Below are 17980 nucleotides of genomic sequence, written 5' to 3'. Positions count from 1 at the left end.
GAAGCGGTCCCCGGATTTCTTCTTGCCCCAAATATCCCCGCCGGAGGCGGAACACTAATGTCCTGCGCTTTCCATCTTGCGATGCGCGATGACCTTCTCGAGCCAGCCCAGCTCCATCTCGGGGACAGAGGACAGCAGCAGGTCGGTATAGTCGTCGAAAGGCGGTGCCAGGACCTGGCTTTTGGGCCCGTAGCGCACGACACGACCACGATACATCACCGCGATGCTGTCAGCGATGGCGCGCACCGTGGCCAGGTCATGGGTGATGAACAGATAGGCCACGCCTTCGGATTTCTGCAGGTTCAGCAATAGCTTGAGGATCCCGTCCGCCACCAGCGGATCCAGCGCCGATGTCACCTCGTCGCAGATGATCAGGCGCGGGTTCGCCGCCAGCGCGCGGGCGATGCAGACACGCTGCTTCTGCCCGCCGGACAGTTCCGCCGGATAGCGGTCGATGAAGCCCTTGCCCATCTCGATCGCATCCAGAAGTTCCGCGACACGCGCCTGTTTCGCCGCGCCCTTGAGGCCGAAGTAGAATTCCAGCGGTCGCCCGATGATCGTGCCCACGGTCTGGCGCGGATTCATCGCGACATCGGCCATCTGGTAGATCATCTGCACCTCGCGCAGATCCTCGCGCGACCGGCCCGCAAGATCCGGTGACAGCGACCGGTCCGCAAAGGTGATCTGCCCTTCGGTGGGCGGCAGAAGCCCGGTGATCACGCGGGCCAGCGTCGACTTGCCCGATCCGCTTTCGCCGACCACCGCAAGGGTCTGGCCGCGATGCACCTCGACATTGACATCATGCAGCACATCGAAGGCCGTACCGCGATAGCGTGCGGTCACATGTTCCACCCGCAGCACCGGGTCGTCCGACGGTGCCTTTTCATCATGTTCGATCGAGCGGACCGAAACCAGCGCGCGGGTATAGTCCTCGCGCGGGGCGGTGATGATCTGCCCCGTCGTGCCGTATTCCACCATGTGCCCGCCCTTGAGCACCATGATATCGTCGCTGACCTGCGCCACCACCGCCAGGTCATGCGTGATATAGAGCGCGGCCACGCCGGTTTCGCGGATCGCATCCTTGATCGCGGCCAGGACATCGATCTGCGTGGTCACATCCAGCGCCGTGGTCGGTTCATCGAAGATCACGAGGTCCGGCTGCGGACACAGCGCCAGCGCCGTCATCGCGCGCTGCAGCTGTCCGCCCGACACCTGATGGGGGTAGCGGCTGCCGAAGGTCTCGGGATCCGGCAGACCCAGCGTCGCAAAGAGCTTCACGGCGCGCGCCTCGGCTTCGGACCGGCTGGCCCGGCCATGTTCCAGCGTCGCCTCGATCACCTGCTCCATGATCCGCTTGGCCGGATTGAACGCGGCGGCGGCGGATTGCGCCACATATGTCACTTCGGCCCCGCGCAGCGCGCGCAGGCCCCGCACGCCCAGTTGCAGGATGTCGCGCCCGTTGACCAGGACCTCGCCCCCGGTGATGCGCACGCCACCGCGACCATAGGCCATCGCCGACAGCCCGATGGTGGATTTGCCCGCGCCGCTTTCGCCGATCAGGCCCAGCACCCGGCCCTTGTCGAGCGCGAATGACACGCCTTCGACGATCGTGATCTCCTGCGGGGGTTCCCCGGGCGGGTAGGCTGTCGCCTCGATCTTGAGATCCGTGACCTTGAGCAAGGGATCAGCCACCGCGCCCCCCTTTCACGCTTGTGGTGCGGTTGAGGATCCAGTCCGCCACCAGGTTGACCGAAATCGCCAGCGTCGCGATCGCAAAGGCGGGGATCAGCGCCGCGGGGATGCCATAGACGATGCCTTCCTTGTTTTCCTTCACGATGCCGCCCCAATCGGCCAGCGGCGGTTGCACACCAAGGCCAAGGAAGGACAGGGTCGAGATGAAGAGCACCATGAAGATGAAGCGCAGGCCCATTTCCGCCACGAGGGGCGACAGCGCATTGGGCAGGACTTCGCTGAAGATGACCCAGCCGCGCCCCTCGCCGCGCAGGCGCGCAGCCTCGACATAGTCCATCACCGTGATGTCCACAGCCACCGCCCGCGACAGGCGGAAGACGCGCGTGGAATTGAGGATGCCCATCACCAGGATCAGCACCGGCACCGTGACCGGCATGACCGACAGCACGACCAGCGCGAAGATCAGCGAGGGGATCGCCATCATCAGGTCGACGAACCGCGACAGCAGCTGGTCCAGCCATCCGCCGGCGACAGCGGCCGTGAAGCCCAGCACGGACCCCACGGAAAAGGACAGCAAGGTTCCCATGGTGGCGATGAAGATCGTGGTCTGCCCGCCGTAGATCATGCGCGACAGCAGATCCCGTCCGATGTTGTCCGTGCCCAGCCAATGCTCTGCCGAGACCGGATCCCATACGCCGCCCACGATTTCCGCCATGCCGTAAGGGGCGATCAGGTCGGCGAAGATCGCGGCCAGGAAATAAAGCGCGGTGAAGAACAGGCCGATGGCGGCCGAAATCGGCATTCTCATTTCGGGTGCCTCAACCTCGGGTTGGCCAGGATGGACATCACATCGGCCAGAAGGTTCATGCCGATGTAGACGGCGGCGAACACAAGCCCGCAGGCCTGCACCACCGGCACGTCGCGCTTTGCCACGTGGTCAACAAGGTATTGCCCCATGCCGGGGTAGACGAAGACAACCTCGACCACGACGACGCCGACCACCAGGTAGGCAAGGTTCAGCATCACCACGTTGATCACGGGTGCGATGGCGTTGGGAAAGGCATGGCGCGCGATCACCGCAAAGCCGCCCAGCCCCTTGAGTTCGGCCGTCTCGATATAGGCGGATTGCATGACGTTCAGGATCGCCGCGCGGGTCATCCGCATCATGTGTCCCAGAATGGTCAGCGTCAGCACGAGGATGGGCAAGGCGATCGCGTTCAGCTTCTCTCCCAGCGACATCGAGTTGTAGACCGTCGAAATCGATGGAAACACCCGGTATTGCACCGCAAGGAAAAAGACCGCGATATAGCCCAGAAGGAACTCGGGCACCGACACCGTGGCCAGCGTGGTTCCGGAAATCAGCTTGTCGGGCCAGCGGCCCTGGTAGCGCACCGCGACAAGGCCCAGCAGGATCGCCGTCGGCACGGCGATCAGCGCCGTCCAGAAGGCCAGGAACAGCGTGTTCCACAGACGCCCGCCCATCGCGGTTGCGATGTCGCGCCCATTGGTCAGCGAGGTCCCGAGATCCCCGGTCAGCACACCGCCCAGCCACGCGAAATACCGCGTCACGGGCGGGTCGTTCAGCCCCAGTTCCGCGCGCAGGTTCGCCAGCGATTGCGGCGTGGCGGCCTGCCCGAGGATGGATTGCGCGACGTCACCCGGCAGGATCTGCGTGCCCACGAAGATCAGGACCGACGCCGCCCAAAGGAGGAGGATGCCCAGCGCGACGCGCTGGGCAACCAGTTTCAGGATAGGATGCACAGGCGCGTCCTCAGGCCGTCAGCCAGACCTTGAGGCCCGCGATCCCGCTCATCATCTCGCCACCGGGGTCGGCGACGAAGCCCTGCACGTTGGGACCATGCGCATCGATGAAGTCGTTGAACATCGGGCAGATCAGCCCGCCCTCATCGTGCAGGATGCGTGCCATTTCGGCATACATGCCCTTGCGCTTGGTGGTATCCAGTTCCGCGCGCGCCGACAGCAGCAGGCTGTCGAAGCTGTCGTTGAAGAACCGCGTGTCGTTCCAGTCGGCGCCCGAGTAGTAAGCCGTGGAATACATCTGGTCCTGCACCGGACGGCCACCCCAGTAGGAGGCGCTGAAGGGCTGCTTGTTCCAGACTTCGGACCAGTAGCCGTCACCCGGCTCGCGCTTGATCTCCAGCGGGATGCCCGCCTTGGAGGCCGACTGCTGGAACAGCTGCGAGGCATCGACGGCGCCGGGGAAGGCCACATCGGAGGTGCGCAGTACGATCGGCGTGCCGTCATGGCCCGACTTCTTGTAGTGGAAGGCGGCCTTGTCGGGGTCGTAAGCCCGCTGCGGGATGCTGTCGTCGAACAGCGGATAGGCGCTGTTGATCGGAATGTCGTTCCCGATCGTGCCATAGCCGGCAAGGATCTTTTCCACCATTTCCTGGCGGTCGATGGCATATTTCAGCGCCAGCCGCAGGTCGTTGTTGTCGAAGGGTGCGGTGTTGCAATGCATGATGAACACGTAATGCCCGCGACCACCCGCATTCGCGACAGTCACGCCCGGCGCGCGTGCCAGCAGGCTGGCGGTGCGCGGTTCGACGCGGTTGACCAGGTTGATCTGACCGGACTGCAGCGCAGCCATCCGTGCGGTCGGATCGTTGATCACAAGCACCTCGATCTGGTCGACATGGCCCCGGTTCGCGCTGTCCCAGTAGTTAGGGTTGCGCTCGAACACGTGGCGCACGCCCGGCTCGTCGGATTTCAGCACATACGCACCCGAGAAGGTCGCGTCGGCCGGTGCATCCTTGCCGCCATTGGGCTGGATCATCAGGTGATAGTCAGCCATCAGGTAAGGCAGGTCGGCATTGGCCGTGGCCAGCGTCACGGCCACATAGTCGCCATCGACCTTCATGGACTCGATGCCCTTCATGATGCCAAGGGCACCCGACTTGGCATTCTCGTCGCTGTGCCGCTCAAGCGTGGCCAGCACGTCGGCGGGGGTCAGGTCCTTGCCATTATGGAAGGTGATCCCCTTGCGGATCTTGAACATCCAGGTCTTGGCATCGGCGCTGCTTTCGACGGCCTCGGCCACGCGCATTTCAAGGTCGCCCGTGGGGGTCACTTCGACCAGCGTTTCCGCCGCGGCGTTCAGGTTGAAATAGGGCACCTGCGACGTGGCCAGTGCCGGATCCATGCTGTTGGTGGATTCGCCGCCCTGAAGGCCAACCTTCAGGATGCCGCCCTTGACCGGTCCTGCCGCGCGCACCGCCTCGGCATAGAAGGTGCCTGCCATGGCGGCGCTGACACCCAGGGCGCCCATGCGGCCCATGAATTCGCGCCGCGACATGCGGCCGAGGCCCGCGCGCAGTTTGAAGTAATCAATCTGATTCTTGTCGATCTTACCGGTCATTTCCATCTCCCTGTTGGCATCCGGTCGCTTGGCGCGATCCTTTTTGACCTTGCTATCCCGCAGCAGCCTTGCGCCTGCCTTGGGTTCCTTTCGAGGCCGGTCCGCCTTGCGACGTGACACGCCCGTCCCGGGTTGTTGACTCACGAGTCAACTTTGCCCATCGCGCCCCAGTGTTCAACCAAAAAAGCGTCTGACTGCGACAGATGCGTGACAGAGGCGACATCGGCGGCAACAAAGGGGCTAAAATCCGCTATCCGACAGGGCCAGTCTAACCACTTATGCATAATCCCTGTCGATAGCCTCGTGCAGATCGCGTGCATGAACCAGCCGGGCCGTGGCGCCTTGGCCTTCCCAGGCTTCCAGCCGCGCGGTCAGGTGGAACTGTCGCGCATCCGACCACATCTCGGCATGGGTCTCGGTGCGGGTCACGATGCCGTCGCGCTCCACCTCCATGGTCCAATGGGTGCGACCACGGGCAGAAAGCGGATCATCGGGATGAATGTCCCACCATTCCCGCGCCACTCCGCCCGAAACAAGTCCATGCCCAAGGTCCCGGCGCTTGCCGAAATCGTCCAGGATCCGCAGGCTGACCAGCCCGGTCGTCAGGTCGGTCGTGACCGCGCGCTCGTGATGTTCGGGGCGCAGCACCTCGACCTGCAGCGCGGGGGCTGCATCGGGGGCCGGAAAATCCCATCCGGGGCCGTCGGGGGCGGGATGCACCGGCAGGTCCAGATGTCCTTCGGACAGCATCAGCGCAGCAGACTCGGGCGCGGGCCATAGCATCGGCCAATAGCTGGACGACACCGCCAGCCGAAGCCTGTGCCCGGCCGGCACGCGGTAGGCGATGTGATCCAGATCCAGCGTGACGGTGACGGGCTGACCGGGAACAAGCGGCGCGGGGTCGGCATGGCTGTCGCGATGCGAAAGGTTCAGCACACCCCATGTGATCCGGGTCGAGGCGCCATCAGGATGCACATGGCACAGCCGCACCGCGATCTGTGCCTGTGGCCTGTCGGCGGTCAGCGTCAGGGTCACGCGCGGCGCACCGGTAATCGCCGTGTCGCGGTCCAGCGGTGCGGTGTCGAAACGGGCCGACAGCGCGTCATCGGCGCGCTGGTCGCCGGGCTGTTCCGGCCCCAGCCAGATCGCGCAGAACTCGCCCCCCGCCAGGCCGCAGTGCTGCGGGCTTGCAATCAGGCTTTGCAAGGGTTCGGGCGCATCGCCCAATGCCCCCTGCCCCAGATGCAGCCGCCGCATCGGCCCCGGCGCACCATCCCCGGCCAGCCAGCGGCCGGGACGATCCGCATACCATGTGGCAGGGCGCACCCCGTCCATCAGGTATTGGCGATAGGCGGGATCATCCTCGGCCCCGTTGGCAATTCCCTTGAGCCAGCGATCCCACCAGCGCAGCGCTTCCTGCAGGAAACCGATACGCGGTTCGGGCACCGCGAAATGCGGGTACTTGTGCACCCAGGGCCCGACGATCCCCTTGACCGGCGCGGACAGGTTGTCGACCAGCACAGGCACCGCGTTCTTGTAGCTGTCGCCCCAGCCGCCAACCGCCAGCGTCGCCGCCGTGATGGCGCCGAAATCCTCGCAGACCGATCCATGCCGCCAATAGGCATCGCGCCTCTGGTGACGCAGCCAGAGCGCGGGCAGGAACGGCTCGGCCTCAAGGCGCTGCAGCCACAGATCACGCCAATCGGGCCGGAGCGCGGGATCGGGCGGGCGCGAGGAATAGGCCCACATCGTGGCCCCCCAGCCAAGGTTTTCGTTCAGCAGGCAACCGCCCTTGTAATGGATGTCGTCGGCATAACGGTCCACGGTGGAACAGAGCGTGACGATCGCCTTCAGCGGCGCGGGGTCCAGTGCGGCCACCTGCAAGGCGTTGAACCCGCCCCAGCTGATCCCCATCATGCCGACCGTGCCGGTGCACCAGGGCTGCGCGGCCAGCCAGTGGATCACCTCGACCGCATCCGACAACTCCTGCGGGGAATACTCATCCTCCATCAGGCCTTCGCTGTCGCCATTGCCGCGCATGTCCACGCGGATGCAGGCATATCCGCGCGCGGCCATCCAGGGATGCGTCAGCGCATCGCGGGCAGCCGTCCCGTCGCGCTTGCGATAGGGCAGGAATTCCATGATCGCGGGCACCGGATCCGTCGCGGCATCCGCCGGCATCCAGACGCGCGCCGAAAGCCGGCAGCCATCCGCAAGGGTGATCCCCATGTCAGGGGTTTCGGCAACCGGGCGCAGCACATTTTCCATCGCCGCAGCTTCATGGGGCGCAGGGCCGCCTGTCAAGCCATCTCGCGTTGCGCGGCGGGGCGCGGTCCGATGGATATTTGGAGCAAGAAGAAACAGATCGCGGCGCGCATCCCCACAGCGCGGCCCACGCGCCGCTTGCACGACGGGCGCTTTTGAAAAATAGTCATGCGGCACGAGGAGGCAGCAGCATGAGCCAGACATTTCGACATCCCGACATCCTCGAGATTGCGCGGACCGAGGGCAAGGTCACCGTCGAAGGGCTGGCCGAGCGCTTTGGCGTTACCGTGCAGACGATCCGGCGCGACCTGACCGAACTGGCCGAGGCGGGAAAGCTGGAACGGGTGCATGGCGGGGCGATCCTGCCCTCGGGTGTGACCAATATCGGCTATGACGAGCGTCGGCGCCTGAACGCCGGGGCCAAGGCCGCCATCGCGCGGACCTGCGCCCAGGACATTCCCGAAGGCGCATCGGTCTTTCTGAACATCGGCACCACGACCGAGGCGGTCGCGCGCGAGTTGCTGCACCATCGCAACCTGATGGTGGTGACGAACAACATGAACGTGGCCAATATCCTGGTCGCCAACCCCGAGGCCGAGATCATCCTGGCAGGCGGTGTGCTGCGCCGCGCCGACGGCGGCCTGGTCGGCCCCCTGACCGCCAGCGTGATCGAACAGTTCAAGGTCGATCTGGCCGTGATCGGCTGCTCGGCCATGGATACCGAAGGCGACCTGCTGGATTTCGACGTGCAGGAGGTCAGCGTCAGCCAGTCGATCATCCGCCAGGCGCGGCGCACCTGTCTTGTGGTGGATCATTCCAAGCTGCACCGGGCGGCGCCCGCGCGGATCGCATCGCTGCGCCAGATCGACCGCGTCTATACCGACCACGCTTTTCCGCCCGACCTGACGCGGGCCTGCGCGGATTGGGGCACGGAAATCACCATTTGCAACCCCATCCAGACCTGACACGCCTAAAAAACAGGCAGGGCGCCCATGATTTGCGCGCGCACTTCGGGGGGTCAGGCGATTTCTGCTTGGCCCCCAGTCGTTTGACAGGCCATCTTTGCAAAGACAGATACCTCCTCTAACGTGGACCCATGGACAAGCAGAACCGTTTCTTTGACGAGATGTTCGACAGCGCCGGGCAGGCCAGGCAGCCTTATTCACGCTATAACGACTGGTTCAAGACCGAGGATATCCGCCACCTGCGGCGCAAGTCCGAAGAGGCCGAGGCCTTTTTTCGCCGCATCGGCATCACCTTCAACGTCTACGGACAACAGGAAGCCGACGAACGGCTGATCCCCTTCGACGTGGTGCCGCGCATCATTTCGGCGCGCGAATGGGCGCGCCTGGAAGACGGCATCGCGCAGCGTGTCCGCGCGATCAACGCCTTCCTGCACGATATCTATCACCGCCAGGAGATCCTGCGCGCGGGCCGCGTGCCCGTGGACCTGATCGCCCGCAACGAGGCGTTTCTGCCGCAGATGATCGGCGTGAACCCACCGGGCGGGGTCTATACCCATATCGTGGGCACCGATCTTGTGCGCACGGGCGAGAACGAATTCTACGTTCTGGAAGACAACGCGCGCACGCCATCCGGTGTCAGCTACATGCTGGAAAACCGCGAAACGATGCTGCAGATGTTCCCGGAACTCTTCACCCGCCTCAAGGTGCGGCCCGTGTCCAGCTATCCGCAGAACCTGCGCCGGTCGCTGTCCGATTGCGCCCCGCCCGCCTTCGACGGCGACAAGCCCGAGGTGGCGGTGCTGACGCCGGGCATTCACAACTCGGCCTATTTCGAACATGCCTTTCTGGCCGACCAGATGGGCGCCGAGCTTGTGGAAAGCCACGACCTGAGGATCGAGGGCGGACGCGTCTGCATGCGCACGACACGCGGCTACAAGGCGATCGATGTGCTTTATCGCCGGATCGACGACGATTACCTTGACCCGTTGAACTTCAACCCCAACTCGCTGCTGGGTGTACCGGGGATCATGGATGTCTACCGCGCAGGCGGCATCACGTTGGCCAATGCGCCGGGCACAGGCATCGCCGACGACAAGGCGCTTTATAGCTACATGCCCGATATCGTTGAATTCTATACGGGCGAAAAGTCGATCCTGCAGAACGTGCCGACATGGCGCTGCTCCGAGGCCGACAGCCTGAAATACGTTCTCAATCACCTGTCGGAACTGGTGGTCAAGGAGGTGCATGGCTCGGGTGGCTATGGCATGCTGGTCGGCCCCGCCGCCAGCAAGCGCGAACTGGCCCGGTTCGAGAAGAAGCTGCGCGCGCGGCCGGGCAACTATATCGCGCAGCCGACGCTGGCACTGTCGACCGTGCCGATCATGACCAAGCGCGGACTTGCCCCGCGCCATGTGGACCTGCGCCCCTTCGTGCTGGTCTCGCCCAACAAGGTGCAGATCACGCCGGGCGGCTTGACGCGTGTCGCGCTCAAGGAAGGGTCGCTGGTCGTCAACTCGTCCCAGGGCGGCGGGACCAAGGATACATGGGTTCTGGGGGACTGACGCGATGCTGGGAAAAACCGCGGGCGGGCTGTTCTGGATGTTCCGCTATCTTGAACGCGCCGAGAATATCGCGCGCCTGGTCGAGGCCGGGTGGCGCATCGCCCTGACACGCGCGGGCGACGCCGAGAACGAGTGGGAATTGGTGGTGACGACCGCGGGCATGCGCACGGCCTATTGCGCGAAATTCGATGATTTCGACGCGACCCATGTGATCAACTACCTACTGCGCGACCCCGACAATGCCTCGAGCGTGATGTCGGCGATGAACGCCGCGCGGTCGAACGCGCGCCTGGTGCGCACGGCCCTGTCATCAGAGGTCTGGGAGGCGGTCAACGAATGCTGGATGGCGGTCAAGGCCGCGCTGGGCCGGCCAGTGACCGAACGCACCCTGGCCGAAGTGCTGTCCACGATCCGCACCCGCAGCGCCGTGGTGCGCGGGGCGCTGCATGGCACGATGCTGCGCAACGAGATCTACAATTTCTGCCGGATGGGCACCTTCCTGGAACGGTCCGACAACACGGCCCGCATCCTTGACGTCAAGTATTACGTCCTGCTGCCCTCGGCCTCTTTCGTGGGGTCGAGTATGGACAATGCGCAATGGGAAAACATCCTGCGCTCGGTCTCGGCCGAACGATCCTTCAGCTGGCTGCATGGCGGCGAGACGACGCCGCAGGGCATCGCGCAATTCCTGATCCTCGACCGCCGCGTGCCACGCTCGCTGGCCTTCTGCTGCTCAAAGACGCGCGAGCAGTTGGCCCACCTCGAGGGTGAATACGGCACACGTCAGCCCTCGCAGGACATGGCCGACCGGATGTGCCAGCGCTTCAACCAGCCGATCACGGCCATTTTCGACGAAGGCCTGCACGAATTCCTGGATTCCTCGATCCGCGACACGGCCGCCCTTGCCAGCCAGATCGAACAGGATTTCCGCTTTTATGGGTAGGAGGACGCCATGCGCCTGAAGATCAGCCACGTCACCACCTACAGCTATGACGCGCCCGATCACTATGCGCTGCTGCAGCTGCGCCTGACACCGCGCAACGGATGCGGCCAGAAGGTGCTGGACTGGACCACGACCATCACCGGCGGGCAGAAAGAGTTGGGATTTACCGATCAGCACGGCAATCACGTCGATCTGGTGCTGGTGGACCGCGATGCCACCAAGGTCGAGATCCGCTGCGACGGCACGATCGAGACCGAGGACCGCGCCGGGGTGATCGGACCCAACAACGCAATGGCGCCGGTCTGGCTCTATGAGGCGCCGACACCCGCAACCGCGCCGGGGCCGCTTCTGCGCAAGCTGGTGACGCAAGCCCGGCGGCTGGAGGCCGAGAACGATCTGGACCGGATGCATCGCCTGTCCGCGCTGATCCTGCAGACGGTTCCCTGGCGCACCGGAAGCACCAATGCATCGACCACGGCCGAAGCCGCGCTGGAGGCCGGAACGGGCGTCTGCCAGGACCATGCCCACATCATGATCGCGGCCGCCCGTGCCATGGGATACGCCGCGCGCTACGTTTCGGGCTACCTGCTGATGGACGGGCAGACCGAGCAGGAGGCAAGCCATGCCTGGTGCGAGGTTTGCCTAGATCCGCTGGGCTGGGTCGGCTTCGACGTGTCCAACGGCATATCGCCGGATGACCGCTATGTGCGGGTGGCGCTGGGGCTGGACTATGCCGATGCGGCGCCGATCCACGGTCACCGCATGGGCAGCGGCAGCGAGGTCATGAATGTTCACTTGCAAGTGGCGCAGCAGACTGATCAAAGACAGGTCCAGTCGGGCCAGGCCCAACAACAGACATCATCATGAGGCGCGCGCGCCCTTTCCGGACACCACGTCATGACTTATTGCGTCGGATACACCCTCAACAAGGGCATCGTCTTCATATCTGACACCCGTACGAATTCGGGCGTCGACAACATCTCGACCTTCCAGAAGATGGCGATCTGGGACGCCCCCGATGACCGCTGCATCACGCTGCTGTCCGCGGGAAACCTGGCCACGACACAGGCCGTGGTCAGCCTGCTGGAGGAGCGGTCCAAAAGCCCGCAGGATCGCGCACCCAGCATCATGGCCGCCGAAAGCATGTTCCAGGTGGCGACCTTGGTGGGCAACACCCTGCGCGAGGTCATCGCGACCCACGCCATGACCGGTCAGCGTGCCGATGCGACCTTCAACGCGACGCTCTTGCTGGGCGGACAGGTCAAGGGTGGCAAGCAACGCCTGTTCCTGATCTACCCCGAGGGGAATTTCATCGAAGCCAGCGACGACACGCCCTTCTTCCAGATCGGCGAAACGAAATATGGCCGGCCCATCCTGCTGCGCGCCTATGATCCCGACATGACCTTCGAAGAAGCGGTCAAGCTGCTGCTGGTGTCCTTCGACAGCACGATAAAGGCGAACCTGTCGGTCAGCCCGCCGCTGGACATCCACATCTATGAGAAGGACAGCCTGCGCCAGGGCCGCACCCTGCGGATCGGGGCGGATGATCCCTATTTCCAGGAAATCTCCAGCGGGTGGGGTGTCGCCCTGCGAGAGGCATTTTCCAGGCTTCCGCCTTTCAGTTTCGGCACCGACTGACGATCCGGCTTGAAATTCCCGGCGGTCGAAGTTGTCTTTCCTGGTCCAAATCTCCCGCGCGGACCGGGAAAAAACCGCCATAGTTGACTATTCTCGACAAAGCCGCATTCAGGGCCCGACCGAACCGGGGTGCGGGATCACGGCTGTCGCCTCGATCTCGACAAGCGCCTCATCCTCGACAAGGCCAGCCACAACGACCATGGTCATGGCCGGAAAATGGCGCCCCAGCACGCGGCGATAGGCCTGCCCGACCTCGGCCTGACGGGCGAGGTATTCGCGCTTGTCGGTCACATACCAGGTCAGGCGCACAAGATGTTCCGCCTTGCCGCCTGCCGCCTCGACCACCGCCATGATGTTGCGCAGGGCCTGCTCCATCTGGCCGATGAAATCATGGCTGCGAAACACCTGGTTTTCATCCCAGCCGATCTGCCCGCCGACATAAAGGGTGCCATTCTCGCTCAGCACCCCGTTGGCATAGCCCTTCGCCACGGCCCACCCTTGGGGCTGAATGAATCGATGCGCCATCAGTCTGTTCCTTTTACTGCCAATTCCAATGCGTTGCGCAAATCACCCGCCCAGGGCACCGGGCGTCCATCCGGCCCCACATGCACCAGCGTCGAGGTCGCGTTCAGACGCTGCTCGGCCCCGCATGACACCACGAAAGACAGATCGAGGCTGCTGCGCCCGAGGCGGCGGCAGGTCAGCGTGATGTCCAGCCAATCCCCCAGCCGGCTTGGCGCGGTGAAAACCGTGTCGATCCGCGCCGTCGGGACCGCGTGGCCATCATGCAGCCTTTCGAAAGGGCAGCCCAGCACCTTGTCGAAGAAGCATTCGACCGTGTCGTTGAGCATCTCGAAATAGCGCGGATAAAAGACGATCCGCGCGGGGTCGCAATCCTTGAACATGACCTTGCGGCGATGGGTGTAAGGCATCCGTCAGACCCCCAGGTAGCGATCGGCAAGGTCGGGCGTCAGCGCGTCCGGTCGCCCCATCCAGACCGATTTCCCCCGCTCGATGATCACCGCGCGATCCGCGATCTTGTTCAGTTCTTTCAAGGCCTTGTCGACCACAACTATGGCGAGTTCGCTGTCACGCTTCAACGTGGCGATGGCGGCCCATATTTCCTGCCGCACCACGGGTGCCAGGCCTTCTGTCGCCTCGTCCAGAAGCAGAAGGCGCGGGTTCGTCATCAGCGCGCGGGCAATCGCCAGCATCTGCTGCTCGCCCCCCGACAGGGATGCCGCCTTCTGGTCGCGCCGTTCCTCGAGCCTTGGAAACAGCTGGGCGATGCGCGACAGGTCCCAATGGCCGGGGCGCGCGCTGGCGATCAGGTTTTCCTCGACCGTCAGGGGCGCAAAGCAACGCCGCCCTTCCGGCACCAGCCCCAGACCCAGCCGCGCCGCGCGAAAGGATGGCAGCCGCAAAAGGTCATGCCCGTCAAAGGTGATCGCGCCGGACATGGCCGGCACCATCCGGCAGATGGATTGGATCGTCGTCGTCTTGCCCATGCCGTTGCGCCCCATCAGGGCCACGACCTCGCCTTGCGCCACGTCGAAGGACACCCCGAACAAGGCCTGCGAAGAGCCGTATTGCACGGCCAGATCATTCACCGATAACAGGGTCATGCCGCGTCCTCCTCACCCAGGTAGGCGCGGCGCACCTCCGGGTTGGCGCGGATCTCGGCGGCGGTGCCCGTGGCGATGACCTGCCCGTAGACCAGCACGGAAATACGGTCCGCCAGGGCAAAGACCGCATCCATGTCATGTTCCACCAGCAGGATCGGCGCCTCGGCCCGCAGCCCGTCCAGAAAGCCTGTCAGGCGTTTAGATCCGCCCGCCCCCAGGCCCGCCATCGGCTCGTCCATCAGGAACGCCTTGGGTTTGAGGGTCAGCGCCACCGCCACCTCCAGCTGGCGGCGCTGCCCATGCGACAGCTCTGCCGTGCGCATGGCCGCATGATCCTGCAGGCCCACCCGCTCCAGCGCCTCATGCGCGCGCGCCACCAGCGTGCGGTCCTTCATCACGGGCCGGAAGAACCGCATCACGTCACCACGCGCGCCAAGCGCCCCCAGCACCGCGTTCTGCAACACGGTAAAGTCCATCGCGAGGGCCGAAATCTGGAACGTGCGTCCCAGCCCAAGCCGCGCCCGCGCCACGGTATCCAGGGCAGTCACATCCTGCCCCAGGAAATGCACCGTGCCGCTGTCAGGCTGCATATTGCCCGCGATCTGCTTGATCAGCGTGGATTTTCCCGCACCATTCGGGCCGATCAGGGCATGGATCTCGCCCGGACGCAGATCGAGGCTGATCGCGTCCGAGGCTTTCAGCGCCCCGAATGACTTGGTGATGCCGCGCGTCTGCAACAAGGGCTCAGCCATGGGCCACCTCCCGCCCCGCAAGGGTCCCGATCAGCCCGCCGCGCGCAAACAGCACGACGGCCAGCAGCAAGGCACCCAGGAAGATCTTCCAGTAGTCGCTGACCCCGCCCAGAAGATGCTCGAGCAGGATGAACAGCGCCGCCCCCGCCACCGGTCCGTAAAGCCGCCCCACCCCGCCCAGGATCACGAAGATCATGATCTCGCCGCTGGTGTGCCAGCTGAACATCGTGGGGCTGATGAACCGGTTGAGATCGGCAAACAGCGCCCCCGCCAGGCCCGTGATCGCGCCAGAGATCACGAAGGCCACCAGCCGCAGCCGATAGGGCGCGATGCCGACGGTTTCGACCCGGTCCGCGTTCTGCCGCGCCGCCGTCAGCGCCAGCCCGAAAGGCGCCCGCGACAGCCGCGCGGAAAACAGCAGCGCAAGACCAAGGATCACGTAGGACAGGATCAGGAACTGCACCGGCACCAGCGTGTTCAGCCCCGGAAAGCTGTTGCGCACATAGATCGACAGGCCATCCTCTCCGCCATAGGCGGGCCAGCCGATGGTGAAATAGTAAAGCATCTGCCCGAAGGCGAGCGTGATCATGATGAAATAGACACCCGACGTCCTGAGGCTGAGCGCCCCGATCAGCAGCGCCGCCAAAGCCGAAGTGATCATCGCCACAAGCCAGATCACCGGCATGGATTTCGTGCCCTCGATCAGGATCGGCCAGTCCATGATCGGATCGAAGGTCTGCGCATGGCTGGCAAGAATGCCCATGGCATAGCCGCCGATCCCGAAGAACGCCGCATGGCCGAAACTGACCAGCCCACCCAGCCCCAGCGCGATATTCAGCCCCACACCGGCCAGCGCCAGGATCGCGACCTTGGTGCAAAGCGTCAGGATATAGGCCTGCCCCGTGGACCAGGCCCAGAATGGCACCAGTATCAGCAGAAAGGTCAGGCCCGCATTGATATAACTTTCGCGCGTCATCTCAGGCGCTCCCGTACAGGCCCGAGGGGCGCATGATCAGCACGACCGCCATCAGGATATAGATCAGCATCGACCCAAGCGAGGCGCCCACCGTCGTGGCCGCCGAAGGATCAAGAAAAAGCGCGAAGAAACGCGGCAGCAAGACGCCGCCCATCGTATCGGTCATGCCCACAAGCAGCGCGCCCACCAGCGCGCCCTTGATCGACCCGATCCCGCCGATGACGATCACGACGAAGGCCAGGATCAGCACCGGCTCGCCCATGCCGACCTGCACCGACTGGATCGCGCCCACTAGCGCACCGGCAAGCCCCGCCAACGCGGCACCAAGGGCAAAGACCAGCGTGTAAAGCCTTGATATGTCGATCCCCAGCGCTGCGATCATCTCGCGGTCGGCCTCGCCTGCGCGGATCTGGATGCCGATTCGGGTGCGCGCGATCAGCGCGAACAGCCCCGCCGCCACGACCAGCCCTGCAACTATGATCGCGAGGCGGTAAAGCGGATACTGGATCCCCCCCGGCAGCGTGACCGGCCCCGACAGATAGCTTGGCACGTCAAGATAAAGCGGAAACGATCCGAAAACCCAGCGCGTGCCTTCCGACAGGATCAGGATCAGCGCGAAGGTCGCCAGCACCTGATCCAGATGATCGCGCTTGTAAAGCCGTCGGATCACCGTCAGTTCGATCAGCGCGCCCGCCGCCGCTGCCGCCGCAAGACTGGCGATCAGCGCCAGCACGAACGAACCGGTCGCGCCCGCCACCCCCGCCGCGGCAAAGGCCCCGATCATGTAGAGCGATCCATGCGCCAGGTTGATCAGGCCCATGACGCCGAACACCAGCGTCAATCCGGCCGCCATCAGGAACAGCATGATCCCGAATTGCAGCCCGTTCAGCATCTGTTCGGCAAAAAGCAGAAAGGTCATGTTTTCCGTCCGCTTGGGGTAAGAACATCCGGCCCGCGCGCAACCGGCGCGGCCATCGTCCGTGCAGATGGGTCCCGGCACATCCGCGCCGGGACCTGATCAGTGCTTACATCTTGCACTCGGCCGCATAGGCGTCGACGTGATCTTCCAGCGCCACACCGATGATCTTGTTGGTGAAGATGTCACCCTCCTGGATCACTTCGCGGACATAGATGTCCTGAACGGGATGGTTGTTGGTGCCGAACTTGAAATCACCCCGTGTGCTGGCGAAATCGGCCTCTTTCAGCGCCGCGCGGAACGCATCCTTATCCGCGATATCGGCCTTGCCGATGGCCGAAAGCAGCAGGTTCGCCGTGTCATAGCCCTGGCTTGCGTAAAGCGACGGCAGACGGCCGTATTCCTGCTGGAAGGCCGCCACGAAAGTCTGGTTGGCCGCGTTGTCCAGATCCTTGCCCCACTGCGAGGTGTTGACCACGCCCAGCGCAGCCGCGCCCACGGCCTGAAGGATGCCCTGGTCAAAGCTGAAGGCAGGCCCCACCACCGGCAGACCCACACCGCTGTCGGCATATTGCTTCATGAAGGAAATCCCCATGCCGCCCGGCAGGAAGAAGAACACCGAATCCGCCCCCGATGCGCGGATCTGCGCGATCTCGGCGGCATAGTCGGTCTGCCCCAGCGTGGTATAGATCTCGCCCGCCAGTTCACCCTTGTAGAAGCGCTTGAACCCCGTCAGCGCATCGGTGCCCGCCGGATAGTTGGGCGCCAGGATGAAGGTCTTGGCATAGCCCGCCTTGGTCGCATGGGCACCCGCCGCCTCGTGCAGGTTGTCGTTCTGCCATGCGACGTTGAAATAGTTCGGATGGCAGCCCTTGCCCGCCAGCGCCGAAGGGCCTGCGTTCACCGACAGGTAGATCTTGTCCTGTGCAACGGCGGACGGCACGACGGCCATGGCCAGGTTCGACCAGATGATGCCGGTCAGCACATCGACATTCTCGGCCTGGATCATCTTGTCGGCCAGCTGGACGGCAATCTCGGGCTTTTGCTGGTCATCCTCGATCACCACCTCGACAGCATCGCTGCCGGACAGTTTCAGCGCCAGCATGAAGCCGTCGCGCGCGTCGATGCCAAGGCCGGCACCGCCGCCCGACAGCGTGGTGATCATGCCAACCTTCACCTTGCCCTCTGCCATGGCCGCGCCCGCGGCCAGCAGCGCGGTTGTGGCCAGCATCGCCAGTTTCGTCAGTTTCATCTTGTCTTTCCTCCG

17 protein-coding genes are annotated in these 17980 nt (G+C 64.3%); 5 read left to right on the top strand and 12 right to left on the bottom strand.

Going from position 1 to position 17980, the window contains the following annotated elements; all coding sequences use genetic code 11:
• Window positions 1-54 precede the first annotated feature (54 nt).
• The 5 genes from ACMUJL_RS16945 to ACMUJL_RS16925 all read right to left on the bottom strand — a co-directional run bounded on the left by ACMUJL_RS16945 (window position 55) and on the right by ACMUJL_RS16925 (window position 7339).
• Window positions 55-1692 carry an ABC transporter ATP-binding protein gene (locus ACMUJL_RS16945; RefSeq protein ID WP_375572253.1) on the bottom strand — a complete coding sequence of 546 codons (1638 nt, stop codon included), beginning with the start codon at window positions 1690-1692 and terminating at the stop codon, window positions 55-57.
• Window positions 1685-2500, bottom strand: a complete 816-nt coding sequence (locus tag ACMUJL_RS16940) for an ABC transporter permease (RefSeq protein ID WP_416914361.1) — start codon at window positions 2498-2500, stop codon at window positions 1685-1687. Before ACMUJL_RS16940 ends, ACMUJL_RS16945 begins: the two co-directional genes overlap by 8 nt.
• Entirely contained in the window at window positions 2497-3453 is a 957-nt protein-coding gene (locus ACMUJL_RS16935; RefSeq protein ID WP_416914360.1) for an ABC transporter permease, read from the bottom strand. The genes ACMUJL_RS16940 and ACMUJL_RS16935 overlap by 4 nt, the downstream gene beginning before the upstream one ends.
• 10 nt (window positions 3454-3463) lie before the next feature.
• Complete coding sequence (locus ACMUJL_RS16930; RefSeq protein WP_375572256.1) at window positions 3464-5071, bottom strand: ABC transporter substrate-binding protein; 1608 nt, start codon at window positions 5069-5071, stop codon at window positions 3464-3466.
• 276 nt (window positions 5072-5347) lie between these two features.
• A complete protein-coding gene (locus tag ACMUJL_RS16925; protein WP_416914359.1) occupies window positions 5348-7339 on the bottom strand; it encodes a CocE/NonD family hydrolase in 1992 nt (663 codons plus the stop codon).
• A 188-nt stretch (window positions 7340-7527) separates the two neighbouring features.
• On the opposite strand from ACMUJL_RS16925, the gene ACMUJL_RS16920 reads away from it, so the two are divergent.
• The 5 genes from ACMUJL_RS16920 (at window position 7528) to ACMUJL_RS16900 (ending at window position 12444) form a co-directional block, all read left to right on the top strand.
• A complete protein-coding gene (locus ACMUJL_RS16920) occupies window positions 7528-8301 on the top strand; it encodes a DeoR/GlpR family DNA-binding transcription regulator (protein ID WP_068292511.1) in 774 nt (257 codons plus the stop codon).
• Window positions 8302-8432: 131 nt separating this feature from the next.
• Window positions 8433-9863: a circularly permuted type 2 ATP-grasp protein gene (locus ACMUJL_RS16915; protein WP_375572260.1), complete on the top strand. Its 1431-nt coding sequence runs from the start codon at window positions 8433-8435 to the stop codon at window positions 9861-9863.
• Between the two features lie 4 nt (window positions 9864-9867).
• Window positions 9868-10806 carry an alpha-E domain-containing protein gene (locus ACMUJL_RS16910; RefSeq protein ID WP_375572262.1) on the top strand — a complete coding sequence of 313 codons (939 nt, stop codon included), beginning with the start codon at window positions 9868-9870 and terminating at the stop codon, window positions 10804-10806.
• Between the two features lie 9 nt (window positions 10807-10815).
• On the top strand, window positions 10816-11673 hold the full coding sequence (locus ACMUJL_RS16905) for a transglutaminase family protein (RefSeq protein ID WP_068292504.1): 858 nt from the start codon (window positions 10816-10818) through the stop codon (window positions 11671-11673).
• A 30-nt stretch (window positions 11674-11703) separates the two neighbouring features.
• Window positions 11704-12444 carry a peptidase gene (locus tag ACMUJL_RS16900; protein ID WP_375572264.1) on the top strand — a complete coding sequence of 247 codons (741 nt, stop codon included), beginning with the start codon at window positions 11704-11706 and terminating at the stop codon, window positions 12442-12444.
• A 108-nt stretch (window positions 12445-12552) separates the two neighbouring features.
• Here the strand turns inward: ACMUJL_RS16900 and ACMUJL_RS16895 are convergent, their stop codons facing one another.
• The 7 genes from ACMUJL_RS16895 to ACMUJL_RS16865 all read right to left on the bottom strand — a co-directional run bounded on the left by ACMUJL_RS16895 (window position 12553) and on the right by ACMUJL_RS16865 (window position 17965).
• Window positions 12553-12969: a RidA family protein gene (locus ACMUJL_RS16895; RefSeq protein ID WP_375572266.1), complete on the bottom strand. Its 417-nt coding sequence runs from the start codon at window positions 12967-12969 to the stop codon at window positions 12553-12555.
• Window positions 12969-13376: an acyl-CoA thioesterase gene (locus ACMUJL_RS16890; protein WP_068292492.1), complete on the bottom strand. Its 408-nt coding sequence runs from the start codon at window positions 13374-13376 to the stop codon at window positions 12969-12971. The genes ACMUJL_RS16895 and ACMUJL_RS16890 overlap by 1 nt, the downstream gene beginning before the upstream one ends.
• A gap of 3 nt (window positions 13377-13379) precedes the next feature.
• A complete protein-coding gene (locus tag ACMUJL_RS16885; RefSeq protein ID WP_416914358.1) occupies window positions 13380-14069 on the bottom strand; it encodes an ABC transporter ATP-binding protein in 690 nt (229 codons plus the stop codon).
• A complete protein-coding gene (locus ACMUJL_RS16880; RefSeq protein WP_068292488.1) occupies window positions 14066-14821 on the bottom strand; it encodes an ABC transporter ATP-binding protein in 756 nt (251 codons plus the stop codon). Before ACMUJL_RS16880 ends, ACMUJL_RS16885 begins: the two co-directional genes overlap by 4 nt.
• Complete coding sequence (locus tag ACMUJL_RS16875; protein WP_375572270.1) at window positions 14814-15797, bottom strand: branched-chain amino acid ABC transporter permease; 984 nt, start codon at window positions 15795-15797, stop codon at window positions 14814-14816. The genes ACMUJL_RS16880 and ACMUJL_RS16875 overlap by 8 nt, the downstream gene beginning before the upstream one ends.
• A 1-nt stretch (window position 15798) precedes the next feature.
• Window positions 15799-16716: a branched-chain amino acid ABC transporter permease gene (locus tag ACMUJL_RS16870; protein ID WP_375572272.1), complete on the bottom strand. Its 918-nt coding sequence runs from the start codon at window positions 16714-16716 to the stop codon at window positions 15799-15801.
• A 106-nt stretch (window positions 16717-16822) separates the two neighbouring features.
• Window positions 16823-17965 carry an ABC transporter substrate-binding protein gene (locus ACMUJL_RS16865; protein ID WP_375572274.1) on the bottom strand — a complete coding sequence of 381 codons (1143 nt, stop codon included), beginning with the start codon at window positions 17963-17965 and terminating at the stop codon, window positions 16823-16825.
• Window positions 17966-17980: the final 15 nt, after the last annotated feature.

The organism is Seohaeicola sp., assembly GCF_048006315.1.
Taxonomy (GTDB): domain Bacteria; phylum Pseudomonadota; class Alphaproteobacteria; order Rhodobacterales; family Rhodobacteraceae; genus Seohaeicola.
This window is presented reverse-complemented; position numbering and strand designations above follow the sequence as displayed.